A 16,807-nucleotide genomic window follows, 5' to 3' on the forward strand; every position below is an offset into this window, starting at 1 on the left:
AGGGAGGCGGTGCTGCCTGCCGGGCCCCCGGGCCCCCGACCCCCCCCCCCCCGGCCCCGCCCCCGCCCCCCCCGCCGGCGCCGCCCTGCGCGGGTGGGTGCCCGGCCTGCCCGGGGCGGCCGCCGCGGGCGGCGCCCGCGCGCCCGCCGACGTCCCTCCGGAGCCGCCGGGGACGGCGCCGCTGCGCGCCCCGTGGCCGGTGCGCGGCCGCGACGCCGGCCGCGTCCCCGCCGGGTACCAGGCGGGGCGCTGGGCAGTGCTGGCCGGAGTGTCGGTCCTGACCGTCGCCACCATCGCGGGCGCGCTCGTCGCGGCGGCCGAGCGCCTCCCGTTCTGACCGGCCGCCGCCGCGGCCGCCCCCGGGTGTGGCGCACCCCACTTCCTGACGCGGAAGATAACGGACCGTCATCGCATTGACCCTTCGGAGAGTTCCCGTCCGAGAGGCATCGCACGATGACGACCGCGACCCAGACCCCGCTGGTCCTGGACCCCGCCGCCCAGGAGCTGCTGTTCCGCGAGGCGCGCACCGCCAACGCCTTCACCGGCGAGCCGGTCGGCGAGGACCAGGTGCGCGCGATCTACGACCTGGTCCGGTGGGCCCCGACCGCCATGAACAGCCAGCCGCTGCGGATCGTGGACGTGCGCAGCCGGGAGGCGCGCGAGCGGCTGGTCCCGCTCATGAGCGAGGGCAACCGCGCCAAGACCGCGACGGCCCCGCTGACCCTCATCGCCGCCGCCGACGAGGACTTCCACGAGCACATGCCGGTCACGTTCCCGCACCGGGAGGGCGCCCGCGAGGCCCTGCGGGACAGCCCCGGCAGGCCGGCGATGGCCCGCTTCAACGCCGCCCTCCAGCTCGGCTACCTGATCCTCGGCATCCGCGCGGCCGGTCTCGCCGCGGGCCCGATGACCGGTTTCGACGCCGGCGCCGTCGAGAAGGAGTTCTTCCCGGAGGGCAACGTCCGACCCATCGCCGTGGTCAACGCGGGACGGCCCGCCCCGGACGCCTTCCACGCCCGCAACCCGCGCCTCGACGCCGCCCAGGTCATCACCACCGTCTGAGCCTCCCCCGCCCCCGCTGGAGACCCCCCCATGACCCAGGCGGCCGCCTCTGCCGGCTCCAAGCTGTCCGATCCCCCCGCGGCCGGCCGGAGGCCGGTGCTGATCCTCGTGCTGGGCGCGCTGACGGCGCTGGCGCCGCTGTCGATCGACATGTACCTGCCGGCGCTGCCCCGGATGTCGTCGGACCTGTCCACGGGCGCCGCGCGAACGCAGCTCACCCTCACCGCGTGCGTCGTCGGCCTCGCCGCCGGGCAGGCGGTGGCCGGGCCGCTGAGCGACCGGCTCGGCCGCCGCCGCCCGCTGCTGGCCGGGCTCGCCGCCTACGCCGTCGCGTCGCTGCTGTGCGCCGCGGCGCCGACCGTGGAGACCCTCATCGCGCTGCGGCTGGTGCAGGGCGCCGCCGGGGCGGCCGGGATCGTGATCGCGCGGGCGATCGTCCAGGACCTGTACGACGGCGCCGCCGCGGCCCGGTTCTTCTCGGTGCTGATGCTGGTGAACGGGCTGGCGCCGATCCTCGCGCCCGTCCTCGGCGGCCAGCTGCTGCGGGTCGTGCCGTGGCCGGGCGTCTTCGCGGTCCTCGCCGGCATCGGCGTCGCGCTGTTCCTCGGGTCGCTGCTCGGGCTGGCGGAGACGCTGCCGCCCGGACGGCGCGAGACGGGCGGGCTGCGCGCGACGGCCGCGGCCTGCCGGACGCTCGTCCGGGACCGGGCGTTCACCGGGTACGGGCTGGCGATCGGCCTGTCGTTCGCGGCCCTGTTCACCTACATCTCGGGATCCCCGTTCGTCCTGCAGGACATCTACGGGATGTCGCCGCAGGGGTTCAGCGTCGCCTTCGGCGTCAACTCCCTCGGCATCGTCGCGGCCGGGCAGGCGGGCGCGCTGCTCGCCGGGCGCGTCGCCCTCACCCGGCTGCTGGCGGCCGGGCTCGCCGTCGTCGCCGCGGGAGGGGCGGTCCTGGTGGCCGCGGTCCTCGCCGGGTGGGGCCTCGGCGGGGTGCTGCCGGGGCTGTTCCTCGTCGCGGCCGGGCAGGGGCTGATCGGCCCGAACGCCACCGCCCTGGCACTGCGGGGACGCCCGCCGCGGGTGGCCGGGACCGCGTCGGCGCTGCTCGGGGTGGCCCAGTTCGCGCTGGGCGGCGCCGCCGCCCCGCTGGCCGGCGTCGCCGGGCCGGGCACCGCCGTCCCGATGGCCGTGACCATCGCCGCGCTGGCGGTGCTCGCCGCGGCCGCCGCCGCGGCCGCCTCCCGGGCCCCGCAGGCCGCGGAGCGGAGCTGAGACCGCGTCCCGCCGTCAGTCCGCGGGCCGGTCCAGGGCGCCGAGGATGAACCCGGCGACCTCGTCGGCGAGCCGGGCGGCGGGCTTGGGGCCGTCCGCGCGGTACCAGGACGGCATCTGGTTGACCATGCCGAGCGCGACGATCGTGATCGTCTCGGCGGGGGTCCCGGTGCCGAACACGCCGTCGCGCTGGCCCTGCTCGATGAGGTTCCGGAACGTCACGTGGTAGCGGCGGCGGTCGGCGCGGACCGAGCGCATCCGGGCGTGGTCCAGCCGGTGCATCTCGCGGGCGAACACCTTCGCCTCGTCGATGTGCTCGGCGGTGCTGCGGATCAGCCCGGTCAGCACCGCGTGGACGGCCTCGCGCGGCGGCAGCCCCCGCGCCAGCACCGCCCCGAGGTCGGCGAGCTGGCGGGCGATCAGCGAGTGGTAGATCTCGTAGAGCAGGTCGTCCTTGGAGTCGAAGTAGTGGTACAGCGCGCCCTTGGTGACCTCGGCGGCCTCCACGACGCTCTGCACGGGCGTCCCGTCGAAGCCGCGCTCGGCGAACAGCCGCAGCGCCGCGTCCAGGATCCGCCGCTCGACCGCGCTCTGCCGGACGGGCGCCGCCGACTCCGGCGCGGGGCCGGGCCCCGACTCGGACTGGGCCACCTGGGCACCTCCTTCGCGCGCCGCGTTGACTCCGGTGCGTTCCGCGCTCTAGCTTGCCAGAAACCGACCAGTCGGTATGCCCCCCGGGCCGATGTCGAAACCCCCGGCATCACCGCGCACCGCAGGAGAATCGATGCCCGCAGTTGAAACCGTCCGCGGCCCCGTCGACGCCGCCGCCCTCGGGCGCACGCTGATGCACGAGCACGTCTTCGTGCTCGGCGCGGAGTACGTCCAGAACCACGGCGCGGGCGACTGGTGGGACGAGGAGGAGAAGGTCGCCGACGCGGTCGGCAAGCTGCGCGAGCTGGCCGGGCTCGGCGTCACCACCATCGCCGACCCCACGGTGTGGGGTCTCGGCCGGTACCTCCCCCGGATCCAGCGGGTCAACGAGCAGGTGCCGGAGCTCAACATCATCGTGGCGACGGGCATCTACACCTACAACGACGTGCCGTTCCAGTTCCACCACCGGGGTCCCGGCACGATGATGGACGTGGGCCCCGACCCCATGATCGCCGACTTCACCCGCGACCTGACCGAGGGCATCGCCGGGACGGGGGTCAAGGCCGCGTTCCTCAAGTGCGCCGTGGACGCCCCCGGCCTCACGCCCGGCGTCGAGCGGGTGCTGCGGGCCGTCGCCGCGGCGCACCGGGAGACGGGGGCGCCGGTCACCGTGCACACCGAGAGCTCGACCCGGTCGGGCCGGACGGTCGTGGGCCTGCTCGCCGAGGAGGGCGTGGACCTCGCCAAGGTCGTCGTGGGGCACGCGGGCGACAGCAACGACCTCGACTACCTGATGGAGCTGGCCGACACCGGCGCGATCCTCGGCATGGACCGCTTCGGCCTCGACATCCTCAACACGACCGAGCAGCGGGTCGCGACCGTCGCGGCCCTGTGCGAGCGGGGCTACGCCGACCGGATGGTCCTCAGCCACGACGCGTCCTGCTTCATGGACTGGTTCGGCCCGGACCCGGCGACGGTGCCCGCGCTGCAGCCGAACTGGAACTACCGGCACATCGGCGAGGTCGTCCTGCCAGCCCTGCGGGCCGCCGGCGTCTCCGACGCGCAGATCGACCAGATGCTGGTGGAGAACCCCCGGCGCTACTTCACCGGCTGAGTTTGCCTCCTCCTCTTTCGGTCTAATCCCATGGAATCGGGAATCATGGGAGGAACCTGCGGGAGGAGGCAACCAGGTGAGCGAGGACTCCAGGCGCCGCCGCGCCCGTGCCGCGGTCCCCCTGCTGCTGGTGGCGCTCCTGGCCCTCCTCGCACCCGGCTGCCGCGTCGTGGAGAGCGAGAGCCCGCAGGACGTGCCGCCGTCCGCCGCGCCGACCCGCCACCAGAACGCCAAGCCCAGCGGGCGGCGGCCGGGCGTGGTCAACATCGAGACGGAGCAGACGCTGAACGGCACCCGCGCCGCCGGGACGGGCATCGTGCTCACCGCGTCCGGCCTGGTGCTGACCAACAACCACGTCATCCAGGGCGCCACCGCCATCAGGGGGACGGACGTCGACGACCGGCGCGGCTACCCGGCGCAGGTCGTGGGCTACGACCGGGCGGGCGACATCGCGGTGATCCGGCTGTCCGGCGCGACCCGGCTGAAGACCGCCGCGTTCGCCTCCGCCGGCGGCGTCGCGGTCGGCGACACCGTCACCGCCGTCGGCAACGCGGGCGGCAAGGGCGGCACGCCCACGGTCGTCACCGGCAAGGTCACCGCGCTGGAGCAGTCGGTCACCGCGCGCGACGACAGCACCGGCACCTCCGAGCGGCTCACCGGGCTGATCGAGACGAACGCGCCGATCCGGCCGGGCGACTCCGGCGGGCCGCTGCTGGACACCTCCGGCAAGGTCATCGGCATCAACACCGCGGCGTCCGCCGGGTTCTCGGTGAAGGACGCCCGGAAGCGCGAGGACCACCGGGGCTACGCGATCCCGTCCGACCGGGCGCTGGAGACCGCCCGGCAGATCCAGCGCGGGGAGGCGTCCTCGACCGTGCACATCGGCCGCACCGCGCTGCTCGGCGTCAAGGTCCGCCCGAACGGCCGCTCCCCCGGCGCGCTGGTCGCCGAGCTCGTGCCCGGTTCCCCCGCCGAGGCCGCCGGGGTCCCGGTCGGGGGCGTCATCGTCGCCTTCGGCGGCGCCGCGGTCGACGCGCCGTCCACGCTCACGAGCCTGATGCTGGCCCGCCATCCGGGCGACGCCGTCCGGATCGAGTGGACGACGAGCCGGGGCGACCGGAGGGCGGGGACGGTCCACCTGACGGAAGGCCCGCCCCAGTAGCGCGCCGGACCGGCGCCGGCGTGCGACAGTGGGGGTGTCGGCCGACCACGAGGATGTGCCCCATGACGCGCAAGGCGCCCGCCGGTGACTTCGACGACTCCGAACTGGAGGTCTCGGAGCCGAAGACCTGGGCGGCGGGCGTTCCCGGCGTCACGGCCGCGCTGCGCCACGCCCACGCGCAGATGGGCGTGCGGCGGACGGCGCTGACGCTGCTGCGCGTCAACCAGAAGCAGGGGTTCGACTGCCCGGGGTGCGCCTGGCCCGAGGGCGACCACCGGCACGCCGCCGAGTTCTGCGAGAACGGCGCGAAGGCCGTCGCGGAGGAGGCCACGGCACGGCGCGTCACCCGCGAGTTCTTCGCCGAGCACGGCGTCGAGGAGCTGGCCGGGCGCTCCGACCACTGGCTGGGCCAGCAGGGGCGGCTGACCGAGCCGATGGTGAAGCGCGCCGGGTCCGGGCACTACGAGCCGGTGTCGTGGGACGAGGCGTTCCGGCTGCTGGCGTCCGAGCTCGACGCCCTGGACTCGCCGGACGAGGCCGTCTTCTACACCTCCGGGCGGACCAGCAACGAGGCGGCGTTCGCCTACCAGCTGTTCGCGCGGGCGTTCGGCACGAACAACATGCCCGACTGCAGCAACATGTGCCACGAGTCGTCCGGGTCGGCGCTGAGCGAGACGATCGGCATCGGCAAGGGCTCGGTGCTGCTGGAGGACCTCTACCGGGCCGACCTCGTCTTCGTCGTCGGCCAGAACCCCGGGACGAACCACCCGCGGATGCTGTCGGCGCTGGAGCGGGCGAAACGGGAGGGCGCCCGCGTCATCGCCGTCAACCCGCTGCCCGAGGCGGGGCTGATGCGGTTCAAGAACCCGCAGCGCGCCTCCGGGATGGCCGGGCGCGGCACGGTGCTGGCCGACCGGTTCCTGCAGATCCGGCTGAACGGCGACCTCGCGCTGTTCCAGGCGCTCAACCGGATGCTGCTGGAGTCGGACGCGCCCGGGGCCCTCGACCGGGAGTTCCTCGACGCCCACGCGCACGGCTTCGAGGCGTTCCGCGAGCACGCCCTCGGCCTGGACTGGGACGACGTGCTGGTGGCGACCGGCCTCACCCGCGAGGAGATCGCCGCGACGCTGGGCGACGTCCTCGCCGCCGAGCGGATCGTCGTCTGCTGGGCGATGGGCCTCACCCAGCACCGCAACTCCGTGCCGACCATCCGCGAGATCGTCAACTTCCTGCTGCTGCGCGGCAACATCGGCCGGCCCGGCGCGGGCGTCTGCCCGGTGCGCGGCCACTCCAACGTGCAGGGCGACCGGACGATGGGCATCTGGGAGCGGCCGAAGCCCGCCTTCCTGGACGCCCTCGCCGCCGAGTTCGGGTTCGAGCCGCCCCGCGAGCACGGCCTGGACACCGTCGGGGCGATCCGCGCCATGCGCGACGGCAGGGCGAAGGTGTTCCTCGGCATGGGCGGCAACTTCGTCCGCGCCACCCCCGACTCCGCCGTGACGGAGGCGGCCCTGCGCCGCTGCCGGCTGACCGCGCAGGTTTCCACCAAGCTCAACCGGTCGCACGCGGTGACCGGGGAGGTGGCGCTGATCCTCCCGACGCTCGGCCGCACCGAGCGCGACGTGCGGGAGACGGGGCCGCAGATCGTCTCCGTCGAGGACTCCATGGGCATGGTGCACGCCTCCCGCGGCCGCCTCGCACCGGCGTCCGGGCACCTGCTGTCCGAGGTGGCGATCGTCTGCCGGCTCGCGCGGGCCGTGCTGCCCGGATCGGACATCGGCTGGGAGGCGATGGAGCGCGACTACGACGTGATCCGCGACCACGTCTCCCGGGTCGTCCCGGGCTTCGAGGACTTCAACGCCCGCCTCCGCGAGCCGGGCGGCTTCACGCTCCCCCACGCTCCCCGCGACGAGCGCCGGTTCCCGACGGCGACCGGCAAGGCCAACCTCACCGTGAACGAACTGGAGGTCCTGCGGGTCCCCGAGGGGCGGCTGCTGCTCCAGACCCTCCGCAGCCACGACCAGTACAACACCACCGTCTACGGCCTGGACGACCGCTACCGAGGCATCAAGGCCGGACGCCGCGTCGTGCTCGTCAACCCCGCCGACCTGGACCGCCTCGGCATCGCCGACGGCGCGACCGTCGACCTGGTCTCGGAGTGGCCGGACGGCGCCGAGCGCCGCGCCCCCGCCTTCCGCGCCGTCTCCTACCCGACCGCGCCGGGCTGCGCGGCGGCCTACTTCCCGGAGGCGAACGTCCTGGTCCCGCTCGACAGCACCGCGGAGATCAGCAACACCCCCACGTCCAAGTCCGTCGTCGTCCGCCTGGAGCCGGCCGCGCCCTGACCCCCGCGGCGCGGAGCGCCGGTCTAGGCTGCGGGCATGACGAACCTCCCCGAGCATCCCGGAACGCCCGGAGCGCCGGAGATGCGGGCCGGTGACGCCGACCGCGAGCGGGTCGCGCAGGTGCTGCGGGACGCGGCCGGCGACGGGCGGCTCACGCTGGACGAGCTGGACGAGCGACTGGACGCGGTGTACGCCGCCAAGACCTACGGGGAGCTCGAACCGATCACCCGCGACCTGCCGTCGCCGGGCCGGGCGGCTCCCCCGGCGACGGGGGCGGGCTGGCGGCCGGTCCCCGGCGCGCCGTCCTGGCGCCGCGGCATCGCGATCACGAGCGGGTTCCGCCGGGCGGGCGTGTGGAACGTCCCCCCGCGCTTCAGGGCGTTCGCCTTCTGGGGCGGCGGGAAGATCGATCTGAGGGACGCCCGGTTCGAGGAGGGCCGGGTGACGATCCGGACCCTGGCGATCATGGGCGGATTCCAGATCATCGTGCCGGACGACGTCACCGTGCACGTCGACGGGCTCGGGATCATGGGCGGGTTCGACCAGCGGGCGAGCGGGCCCGGCGTGCCGGGCGCCCCCACGGTGGTCGTGAAGGGCCTGGCGTTCTGGGGCGGCGTCGGCGTGAAGCGCCGCAGGCGGCGCGGGGACGGGACCGCTCAGGACTGATCGGCCAGGCGGTCCAGCCACTCGCCCAGCAGCGCCGCCTCCGAGGGGGTCAGCCCCGCCGGCGGGGCCGCCCGCAGCGCCGACTTCAGCGCCACCGCCCGCGCCGCGGGCGTGGCGTCGGCCGGACCGTCGCCTTCCGAGGTCACGGCGGCGAGGACGGCCTCGCGCGTGCGGACCGCGGCGTCCCGGTCGGCGCCGCCGCCGGACGGGTTCGCGATCAGCGTGAGGGCCGTCCCGACCCCGGCGGCGTGGATCATGCGGGCGGCGGTGGCGACCGGGACGCGGAGCCGTCCCGCGGCGGCCGCGGCCTCGACCAGGCCCAGCAGGATGCCGTAGGCCTCGCCGGCGGCGGGCGGGGTGCGGGGCGTCCCGTACATCAGCGTGTAGAACGCCGGATGGGTGACGGCGTACTCGATGTGCAGGTCCCAGCCGCGGCGCAGGTCCTCGACCGGGTCGCCGGTGCCGCTCTGGGCCCGCTTGCTCGCCAGGTACTCCTCGAACCCGTGGGCGGCGACGGCGTCGAACAGGCCGCGCTTGTCGCCGAAGTGGTGGTACAGCGTCGGCGCCCCGACCCCCGCGGCGGTGCACACGGCCCGGGTCGAGACCGGCTCGCCGCCGGCCTCGGTGAGCAGGCGCGCGGCGGCGCGCAGGATGCGGTCGCGGGTGCGGGGATCCCTCTGAGCGGTCACAACAACGATGTTACAAAACTTTTCGAGCAGCGCTATGCTGCGTCGTATAGCGTAGGTACAGTCATTGCTATACCGATGTTAGAGAACGGCCGGCCGGCCGTCACGACACGAGAGGGGGCGCCGCCATGCGCAGCGCCGTGCTCACCGCCCCGGGCGGGCCGCTGGAGATCGTCGAGCGCGAGGAGCCCCGGCCCGGCCCCGGCGAGATCCTGGTGCGGGTCGCCGCCTGCGGGATGTGCTTCTCCGAGGTCAACCACCTGCGGGGCCACTACCCGTTCGGAACGTTCCCCGTCGTCCCCGGACACGAGATCAGCGGGGTCGTCGCGGCGCTCGGCGAGGGCGTCGACTGGCCCGAGGTCGGCACCGCGGTCGGCGCCGCCTGGCTGCACGGGTCCTGCGGCCACTGCGACCAGTGCGCCCGCGGCGACCAGATCCTCTGCACCGGCGCGCCGAAGCAGGTCACCGGCGTCAACCGCGACGGCGGGTACACCGAGTACTTCGTCGGCCGCGCCGGGTTCGTCACGCCGCTGCCGGACGGCCTGGACCCGGTCGCCGGCGCGCCGCTGATGTGCGCCGGCCTCACCGCCTTCAACGGGCTCCGGCAGGCCGGGGCCGCCGCCGGGTCGAAGGTGGCCGTGCTCGGCACCGGCGGCGTCGGGACGATGGCCCAGCGGTTCGCCGCCGCGATGGGCGCCCGCGTCGCCGTGGTGTCGCGGTCGCGCCGCGCCGAGAAGGAGGCGCTCGGCCTCGGCGCCGAACTGTTCGTCGCGACCGACGAGGAGGATCCCGCCGAGGCGCTGCGGGCGTGGGGCGGCGCCGACCTGGTGGTGAACACAGCGCCCGCCACCGCGACGGGGCTCGCCGCGTTCGGCGGCCTGCGCCCGGACGGCACCCTGCTCTACCTCGGCATGGGCGCCGAGAACGTGAGCGTGCCGCCGATGGCCCTGGTCAGCGGCCGGCTGCGGGTCATGGGCGTGCCCTCGGGCTCCCCGCACGACCTGCGCGACACCCTCGCGTTCGCGGTGGCGCACGGGATCGTCCCCGAGGTCGTCCCGGTCACGCTGGACGAGGCCCCGGGCGTCCTCGCCGCGATGGACGAGGGCGTCCACCGGGGCCGCGCCGTCATCACCTTCCCGTGAACCGCCTCCACGGCCGCGCCCGCTCGTAGACGGCGCACGCGGCCATCACCAGGGCGTCGGCGTGGCGGGCGCCGACGACCTGGAGGCCGACGGGCAGGCCGCGGGAGGTGAAGCCGCACGGCAGGCTCGCCGCGGGCTGCTGGGTCATGTTGAACGGGTAGGTGAACGGGGTCCAGCCCGTCCAGCGCGGGGACGGCGAGCCCGGCGGGACCTCCAGGCCGGCCTCGAACGCGGCGATCGGCGTTGTCGGGGTGAGCAGCAGGTCGTAGCGCTCGTGGAACACGCCCATCATCCGCCCGAGCTCCATGCGCCGGGCCGTGGCCGTCAGGTAGTCCAGCGCCGAGTACCGCGCGCCCCGCTCGCAGACCTCCCGCAGCCCCGGGTCGAGCAGCCCGCGCTCCTCCTGCGACAGGTGCTCGACGACCTTGGCGGCGCCCGCGAACCACAGGACCTCGAAGTCCGCGACCGGGTCCCCGAAGCCGGGGTCGACCTGCTCGACCTTCGCGCCGAGCTCGGCGAACGCCTCGGCGGCGGCCGCGACCGGCGCCGCGACCTCCGGGTCGACCTCCGCGAACCCGAGGTCCGGGCTGAACGCGACGCGCAGGCCGGTCAGGTCGTCCCGCCCGGCTCCGGCCTCGGCGAACGGCACGTCGGGCGGCGGCAGCGACGACCAGTCGCGGCCGTCCGCCCCGCACACGGCGTCGAGCAGCAGGGCCGCGTCCGCCACGGTGTTGGTCATGGGGCCGATGTGCGCGAGCGTCCCGAACGGGCTCGCCGGGTAGTGCGGGATGCGGCCGTAGGTCGGCTTGATCGTGAAGGTGCCGGTGAACGCGGCGGGGATGCGCACCGAGCCGCCGCCGTCGGTGCCGAGGGCGAGCGGCGCCATGCCCGCCGCGACCGCCGCCGCCGCGCCGCCGCTCGACCCGCCCGGCGTGCGGGAGGGGTCCCACGGGTTGCGCGTGACGCCCGTCAGCGGGTTGTCGGTCACGCCCTTCCAGGCGAACTCCGGCGTCGTCGTCTTGCCGGCGAACACCGCGCCCTGCTCGCGGAGGCGGGCCACGGACGGCGCGTCCTCGGCCCGCGCTCCGGCGGGATCGATCGTCCTGGAGCCGCGCAGCGTCGGCCAGCCGCGGGTGAGCAGGACGTCCTTGATGGAGACCGGCACGCCGTCCAGCGGCCCGAGCGTCGCGCCGCGCCGCCACCGCTCGGTCGCGGCCCGCGCCATGTCGAGGGTGGTCTCCTCGTCGACGAGGCAGAACGCGTTGAGCTCCGGATCGTCCCGCTCGATCCGGGCGAGCACGGCCCCGGCGGCCTCGGCCGGGGACAGCGCCCCCGCCCGGTACTCCGCGAGCAGTTCGGTCGCGGTCAGATCGGCCGCATCGGCCATGGCTACCCCCTCTGGTGTGATGCCGCCCGCTCCGGGCCCACGTAGCCGAGGCGCTTGTCCACGACGTTGCGCAGCGGGCGGCCGGACACGTAGCGGCCGAGGTTGTCGGCGAAGAGCCGGACGAGCTCGTCCCGCCAGCCGACGACGTCGCCGGACATGTGCGGGGAGACGATGACGCCCGGCATGTCCCACAGCGGCGAGGACTCCGGCAGCGGCTCGTCCTCGAAGACGTCGAGCGCGGCGCCCGCGATCCGGCCCGCGCGCAGCGCCTCGACGAGGTCGCCCTCGGCCACCAGGCCTCCGCGCCCGACGTTGACCAGCCGCGCGGACGGGCGCATCCGCTCCAGCGCCGCGGCGTCGATCATGCCCCGGGTCTGCGGGGTGAGGGGCGCGGCGAGCACGACGTAGTCGGCCCGGGCGAGCGCCTCGCCCAGCCGCTCCATCGGGTGGACGACGCCGAGGTCGGGGTCGGCGTCGCGGGCGGTGCGCCCGGCGCCGGAGACGACCAGGCCCGCCGCCGACAGGCGGCGGCCGATCGCGCGGCCGATCGGGCCGGTGCCGACGACCAGCGCGCGGGCGCCGGTGATCCGCTCGGTCTCGCGGTGCCGCCAGCGCCGCTCGCCCTGGAGGCGGACGGTGGTGTGCAGGTCCTTGGCGAAGGCCAGCACGAGCCCGAGGACGTACTCGGCGATCGGCTCGTCGAACACGCCGCGCGAGTTGGTGACAACCGTGTCACTGTCGACGAGCCCGGGGAACATGAGCCGGTCGACGCCGGCGCTGGCGATGTGGACCCATCCGGGGCCGCCGGACGCCGGCCACGCGCCGGCCACGGCGTCCGAGAGGAAATCCCACATGAACAGGACATCGGCGCCGGGAAGCGCCGCCGCGAGCTCTGTTTCACGCACGTAACGGACTCGCGCGAGGCTCTCCGCCTCCTCCATGCCGCGCGGATCGACGTCGCCCAGCAGGACCACCACGTCAGGCGGGCCACCGGATGCGTGCTGAGCAGGGTCCATCGGCGTCACTTCCGGGGTGTGCGGAGTTTACGAGAAGGCAACGGCGGGAGGCATTGACACGCTAGGAACCGTTCGTAGGATTGTCAACAATCAACGCGGTGGACCGTGGCCCCGGCCACCGCAGTGGGATATGTGCTGCAAGACCGTCGCAACCCGTGCCCAGCAGGGCCAGGACGGATCCCAGAGCGCTCTAACAGCCCCCGTCGGGGGTGTGGGGGGACGTCGTCCTCCCACGAACATGGAGAGTCCTTCGGGTGGCGACGCTCTCGCCCACCCCTGTTCACGGGGAGGTCAGCATGCCCAAGCTCATGACCATCACTCTGGAGCGCCGCGGCGTCTCCTGTGTCGCGGAGCTCCTGGAGAAGGATGCGCCGAGGACCTGCGAAGCGGTCTGGAACGCTCTACCGCTCGGAGGCGAGGCCTACCACGCCAAGTATGCCCGCAACGAGGTGTACACGATGGTCGAGCGGTTCTCCGAGGAGGAGGTCGGCCTGGAGAACCCCACCGTCACCCCGATCCCGGGCGACGTCGTCTACTTCTCCTTCCCCGGCGGGATGCTCGACCGGAAGTTCAAGGAGGAGAAGAACATCCACGCCCTGCCCGGCGTCATCGACCTCGCGATCTTCTACGGCCGCAACAACCTGCTGCTGAACGGGGACGTCGGCTGGGTCCCCGGCAACGTCTACGCGACGATCGTCGACGGCCTGGACCGCATGGCCGAGGCGTGCAACGACGTGTGGCGGTCCGGCGGCGTCGGCGAGCGCCTCCTCTACGCGCGCGCAGAGTCCTAGAGTGGCGGCCGCGCAGATGACATTCGACCCCTCGCTGGTCGTCGGCCCAGAGCTGCTCGCCCAGCACGGCATCGGGGTGGTCGCGCCTTTCGACTTCGCCCTCGACCGGGAACTGTGGCGCTGGACGCCCGACGACGTGTCGCTGTTCATGACCCGGCTGCCGTACGTGCCGGTCCCGGTCACGGTGGAGATGGCCTCGGCGCTGTCGGACCAGTCGATCGTCCGGCAGGCGACCCGCGACGTCCTGGCCCCCGAGCCGCTCGCGGTCGCCTACGCGTGCGCGTCGGGCAGCTTCATCCGCGGCAAGGCGGGCGAGCTCCAGCTGCACGAGTCGATGCTGCGGGCCGGCGCGCCGGTCTCGACGACGACCTCGGGCGCGCTGGTGGAGTCGCTCCGGCTGCTCGGCGCCCGGCGCATCTCGGTCGTCACGCCCTACATCGACGCCGTCACCGAGCGGCTCGTGTCGTTCCTCGGCGAGCACGGCGTCGAAGTGGTGTCCTCGGTCGGGCTGGGGCTGCTCAGCCACATCTGGAAGGTCGGCTACGGCGAGATCGTGTCGGCGGTGTCGGCGGTGGACTGCCCCGAGGCCGAGGCCGTCTTCATCAGCTGCACCAACGTCCCGACCTACGACATCATCGCGCCGCTCGAGCAGATGATCGGCAAGCCGGTCCTGACCGCCAACCAGGTGACGATGTGCTCGGCGCTGCGCGCCATGGGCCGGTCGGCGTCCGGTCCCGGACAGTCCCTGGTCGGCCTCGCTCCCTTCACGGCGGCCTAGCCGCCATGATCTCCAAAGGTAGGATTGTCGACAACATGCGCCAGAACGGGTTGCGCGCGGGGTTCCTCTACCCCGGCTACAGCGCCGAGGACGACTACCCCGCCATCGAGCGCGCCCTCGGGGAGGTCAGCCTCCCGGTCGTGCACACGCTGATGCGCGAGGACGCCCACCGCGTCGACGCGCTGCTGGACATCGGCGGCGCCGACGTGCTCGGCGACGGGGCCCGCACGCTCCGCGGCCTCGGCGTGAAGGCGGCCGTCTGGGCGTGCACCAGCGGAAGCTTCGTGTTCGGCTGGGACGGCGCCGCGCAGCAGGTCGCGGGGGTGCGCGAGGCGGCGGGCGTGCCCGCCTCCAGCACGTCGTTCGCGTTCGTCCACGCGGCGCGGGCGCTCGGCGTGACCCGGGTCGCGGTCGCCGCGACCTATCCCGCCGACGTCGCCGAGCGGTTCGTCGCGTTCCTCGCCCACGCCGGCATCGAGGTGGTGGCGCTGTCCTGCCGGGGCATCGTCACCGCCGCCGAGGTCGGCACCCTCGGCCGCGACGAGGTGCTGGCGTTCGTCGCGGCCAACGACCATCCGGACGCCGAGGCGGTGCTGGTGCCCGACACCGCGCTGCACACGGTGTCCTGGCTCGACAAGCTGGAGGCGCGGGTCGGCAAGCCGGTGCTGACCGCCAACCAGGTGAGCGTCTGGGAGGGGCTGCGGCTAGCGTCCGGCCCCGAGGGTCTCCCGCCGCGCACGGGGCTGGGCCGGCTGTTCTCCGTCCCCGCCGCCGCCCCCCTGCACGGGCGACATGCCTGGCAGACATGAGAAGACGAAAGGGAACCGCGCATGGGCCGACTGGGTGAGCTGGAGCCTGTTCCCCGCAAGTCGACGGTGGAGATCGTCTCGGACGAGCTGCGTTCGGCGATCATGTACGGGTCGCTGGAGCCCGGCGCGCAGCTCGGCGAGGCCGAGCTCGCCGCGCGCCTCGGCATCAGCCGCGGACCGCTGCGCGAGGCCATGCAGCGGCTCGTCCAGGAGGGGCTGCTCGTCAGCGAGCCCCACCGCGGGCTGTTCGTGATCACGCTGGACGAGGGGGACGTGGAGGACGTCTACCTCGCCCGGCTCGCGATCGAGCGCGAGGCCTGCCGGCTGATCATGGACCGCAACCGGGGCGAGGCGGTGGCCCGGCTCACCGAGGCGCTGGAGGCGCTCGTGGCCGCCGCCCGCGAGCGCGACCGGGTCGCGATGAGCGACGCCGACCAGGCCTTCCACGAGGTGCTGGTCAGCTCGTCGGGCAGCCCGCGGCTGGAGCGGATGGCGCACACGCTGCTGGTGGAGACGCGCATGTGCCTGAACGCGCTCCAGGACACCTATCCCGAGCCCGCCGACCTCGTGGAGGAGCACCGGCGGCTCGTCGACGCGATCGGCGACGGGGAGGAGGAGCACCTGCTCACCCTCATCGAGGAGCACATGACCGACTCCATCCAGCGGCTCCGCGAGTCCTAGCGACCGGCCCCGCCACACGGGGCCGCGGGCCCTGGACAACGGACCCGGGGCCACCTAGATTGCAGATTGTCGACAATCTACCGGAGGGCCGTATGGCGACGCTGTCTCCCCTGCTCAAGCAGGCCACCCCCGTCCTCGCCGAGCGCGGCGAGGGCGTCTACCTCTACGACGCCGAGGGCCGCCGGCACCTGGACTTCACCGCGGGCATCGGCGTCGTCAACACCGGGCACTGCCACCCGCGCGTGGTCGAGGCCGCGCAGCAGCAGGTGGGCACGCTCGTCCACGGCCAGTACACGACCGTCATGCACCGGCCGCTGCTGCGGCTGACCGAGGCGCTCGGCGAGGTGCTGCCGGAGGGCCTGGACTCGCTGTTCTTCCTCAACAGCGGCAGCGAGGCGGTCGAGGCGGCCATCCGGCTGGCCCGGCACGCCACCGGCCGGCAGAACATCGTCGTCTTCCACGGCTCCTTCCACGGCCGCACGATGGGCGCCGCCGCGCTCACCACGGCGGGCACGAAGTTCCGCGCCGGGATCGGCCCGCTCATGCCGGGCGCCGCGATCGCGCCGTTCCCCCAGGCCTACCGGTACGGGTGGCCGGAGGAGGAGGCGACGCGGTTCGCGCTGCGCGAGCTCGACTACCTGCTCGCCACCGCGAGCCCGGCGTCCGACACGGCCGCCTTCGTGGTCGAGCCCGTCCTCGGCGAGGGCGGCTACATCCCCGCGCCGCCCGCCTTCCTGGAGGGCCTGCGCGAGCGCGCCGACCGGCACGGCATCCTGCTGGTCGTGGACGAGGTGCAGACCGGTTTCGGGCGGACCGGCCGGTTCTGGGGCCACGAGCACTCCGCCGCGCGCCCCGACGTCCTGATCACGGCCAAGGGCCTGGCGAGCGGGTTCCCGCTGTCGGCGATCGCGGCGCCGGAGGCGCTGATGGCCAAGGCCCGCCCGGGGTCGCAGGGCGGCACGTACGGGGGCAACGCCGTCTCGTGCGCCGCCGCGCTCGCCACCCTCCGGGTCATCGCCGACGAGGACCTGGTCGGCAACTCCGCCGTGCAGGGCGCGCGGCTGAACGACGGGCTCCGCAAGGTCGCCGCCGACCACCCGGCGATCGGCGACGTGCGCGGGCTCGGGCTGATGCAGGCCAGCGAGTTCACCACGCCGGACGGCGAACCCGACGCCGCCGCGGCGGCGCGGGACGCGGGGTCGAGGTGCTCGACGTCGGAGGACCCGACGACGCGCAGCGTGC

General features: G+C 74.5%; 16 protein-coding genes and 1 pseudogene. 13 read left to right on the forward strand and 4 right to left on the reverse strand.

Translation table 11 applies throughout. The features are described from left to right. From AB0C69_RS20290 to AB0C69_RS20300, 3 genes and pseudogenes are all read left to right on the forward strand, one after another. Positions 1 to 337: pseudogene (locus AB0C69_RS20290) on the forward strand (hypothetical protein); the annotation flags it as partial. A gap of 116 nt (positions 338 to 453) precedes the next feature. Continuing rightward, positions 454 to 1,062, forward strand: coding sequence for a malonic semialdehyde reductase (locus AB0C69_RS20295; RefSeq protein ID WP_353835218.1), 609 nt, complete (start codon positions 454 to 456; stop codon positions 1,060 to 1,062). Positions 1,063 to 1,092: 30 nt separating this feature from the next. Next, entirely contained in the window at positions 1,093 to 2,337 is a 1,245-nt protein-coding gene (locus AB0C69_RS20300) for a multidrug effflux MFS transporter (RefSeq protein ID WP_360355610.1), read from the forward strand. Positions 2,338 to 2,352: 15 nt separating this feature from the next. Here AB0C69_RS20300 and AB0C69_RS20305 read toward each other — a convergent pair whose 3' ends face one another. Continuing rightward, positions 2,353 to 2,988, reverse strand: coding sequence for a TetR/AcrR family transcriptional regulator (locus AB0C69_RS20305; protein ID WP_345182362.1), 636 nt, complete (start codon positions 2,986 to 2,988; stop codon positions 2,353 to 2,355). Positions 2,989 to 3,121: 133 nt separating this feature from the next. Between AB0C69_RS20305 and AB0C69_RS20310 the strand changes: the two genes are divergently transcribed. The 4 genes from AB0C69_RS20310 to AB0C69_RS20325 all read left to right on the forward strand — a co-directional run bounded on the left by AB0C69_RS20310 (position 3,122) and on the right by AB0C69_RS20325 (position 8,275). Continuing rightward, entirely contained in the window at positions 3,122 to 4,102 is a 981-nt protein-coding gene (locus tag AB0C69_RS20310; RefSeq protein ID WP_345182360.1) for a phosphotriesterase-related protein, read from the forward strand. 76 nt (positions 4,103 to 4,178) lie between these two features. Then, positions 4,179 to 5,264 (forward strand): trypsin-like peptidase domain-containing protein, encoded by a 1,086-nt coding sequence (locus AB0C69_RS20315; protein ID WP_360355613.1) that lies wholly within the window; start codon positions 4,179 to 4,181, stop codon positions 5,262 to 5,264. Between the two features lie 62 nt (positions 5,265 to 5,326). Continuing rightward, positions 5,327 to 7,609 (forward strand): FdhF/YdeP family oxidoreductase, encoded by a 2,283-nt coding sequence (locus AB0C69_RS20320; RefSeq protein WP_360355616.1) that lies wholly within the window; start codon positions 5,327 to 5,329, stop codon positions 7,607 to 7,609. A 36-nt stretch (positions 7,610 to 7,645) separates the two neighbouring features. After that, on the forward strand, positions 7,646 to 8,275 hold the full coding sequence (locus AB0C69_RS20325) for a DUF1707 domain-containing protein (RefSeq protein ID WP_360355619.1): 630 nt from the start codon (positions 7,646 to 7,648) through the stop codon (positions 8,273 to 8,275). Here AB0C69_RS20325 and AB0C69_RS20330 read toward each other — a convergent pair. Then, complete coding sequence (locus AB0C69_RS20330) at positions 8,266 to 8,964, reverse strand: TetR/AcrR family transcriptional regulator (RefSeq protein ID WP_360355621.1); 699 nt, start codon at positions 8,962 to 8,964, stop codon at positions 8,266 to 8,268. The genes AB0C69_RS20325 and AB0C69_RS20330 overlap by 10 nt on opposite strands. A gap of 125 nt (positions 8,965 to 9,089) precedes the next feature. On the opposite strand from AB0C69_RS20330, the gene AB0C69_RS20335 reads away from it, so the two are divergent. Then, positions 9,090 to 10,103, forward strand: coding sequence for an alcohol dehydrogenase catalytic domain-containing protein (locus AB0C69_RS20335; protein ID WP_360355624.1), 1,014 nt, complete (start codon positions 9,090 to 9,092; stop codon positions 10,101 to 10,103). Here AB0C69_RS20335 and AB0C69_RS20340 read toward each other — a convergent pair. Together AB0C69_RS20340 and AB0C69_RS20345 are read right to left on the reverse strand one after the other, a co-directional pair. Next, positions 10,090 to 11,490, reverse strand: coding sequence for an amidase (locus AB0C69_RS20340; protein WP_360355627.1), 1,401 nt, complete (start codon positions 11,488 to 11,490; stop codon positions 10,090 to 10,092). The genes AB0C69_RS20335 and AB0C69_RS20340 overlap by 14 nt on opposite strands. A gap of 2 nt (positions 11,491 to 11,492) precedes the next feature. After that, entirely contained in the window at positions 11,493 to 12,431 is a 939-nt protein-coding gene (locus AB0C69_RS20345) for a D-2-hydroxyacid dehydrogenase (RefSeq protein WP_360355634.1), read from the reverse strand. Between the two features lie 383 nt (positions 12,432 to 12,814). Between AB0C69_RS20345 and AB0C69_RS20350 the strand changes: the two genes are divergently transcribed. The 5 genes from AB0C69_RS20350 to AB0C69_RS20370 all read left to right on the forward strand — a co-directional run. Beyond that, entirely contained in the window at positions 12,815 to 13,297 is a 483-nt protein-coding gene (locus AB0C69_RS20350) for a DUF3830 family protein (RefSeq protein ID WP_221493891.1), read from the forward strand. 16 nt (positions 13,298 to 13,313) lie between these two features. Beyond that, positions 13,314 to 14,075, forward strand: a complete 762-nt coding sequence (locus tag AB0C69_RS20355) for an Asp/Glu racemase (RefSeq protein ID WP_345182343.1) — start codon at positions 13,314 to 13,316, stop codon at positions 14,073 to 14,075. Positions 14,076 to 14,110: 35 nt separating this feature from the next. Next, on the forward strand, positions 14,111 to 14,884 hold the full coding sequence (locus AB0C69_RS20360) for a maleate cis-trans isomerase (protein WP_345182341.1): 774 nt from the start codon (positions 14,111 to 14,113) through the stop codon (positions 14,882 to 14,884). A 21-nt stretch (positions 14,885 to 14,905) separates the two neighbouring features. Continuing rightward, the gene (locus AB0C69_RS20365) at positions 14,906 to 15,565 is read left to right on the forward strand and encodes a GntR family transcriptional regulator (protein ID WP_345182339.1); all 660 of its coding nucleotides are present in this window, start codon (positions 14,906 to 14,908) and stop codon (positions 15,563 to 15,565) included. A 92-nt stretch (positions 15,566 to 15,657) separates the two neighbouring features. Further along, a partial coding sequence (locus AB0C69_RS20370; RefSeq protein WP_360355631.1) for an aminotransferase class III-fold pyridoxal phosphate-dependent enzyme occupies positions 15,658 to 16,807 on the forward strand: 1,150 nt, incomplete at its 3' end.

Source organism: Actinomadura sp. NPDC048032 (assembly GCF_040653175.1).
GTDB lineage: Bacteria > Actinomycetota > Actinomycetes > Streptosporangiales > Streptosporangiaceae > Spirillospora > Spirillospora verrucosospora.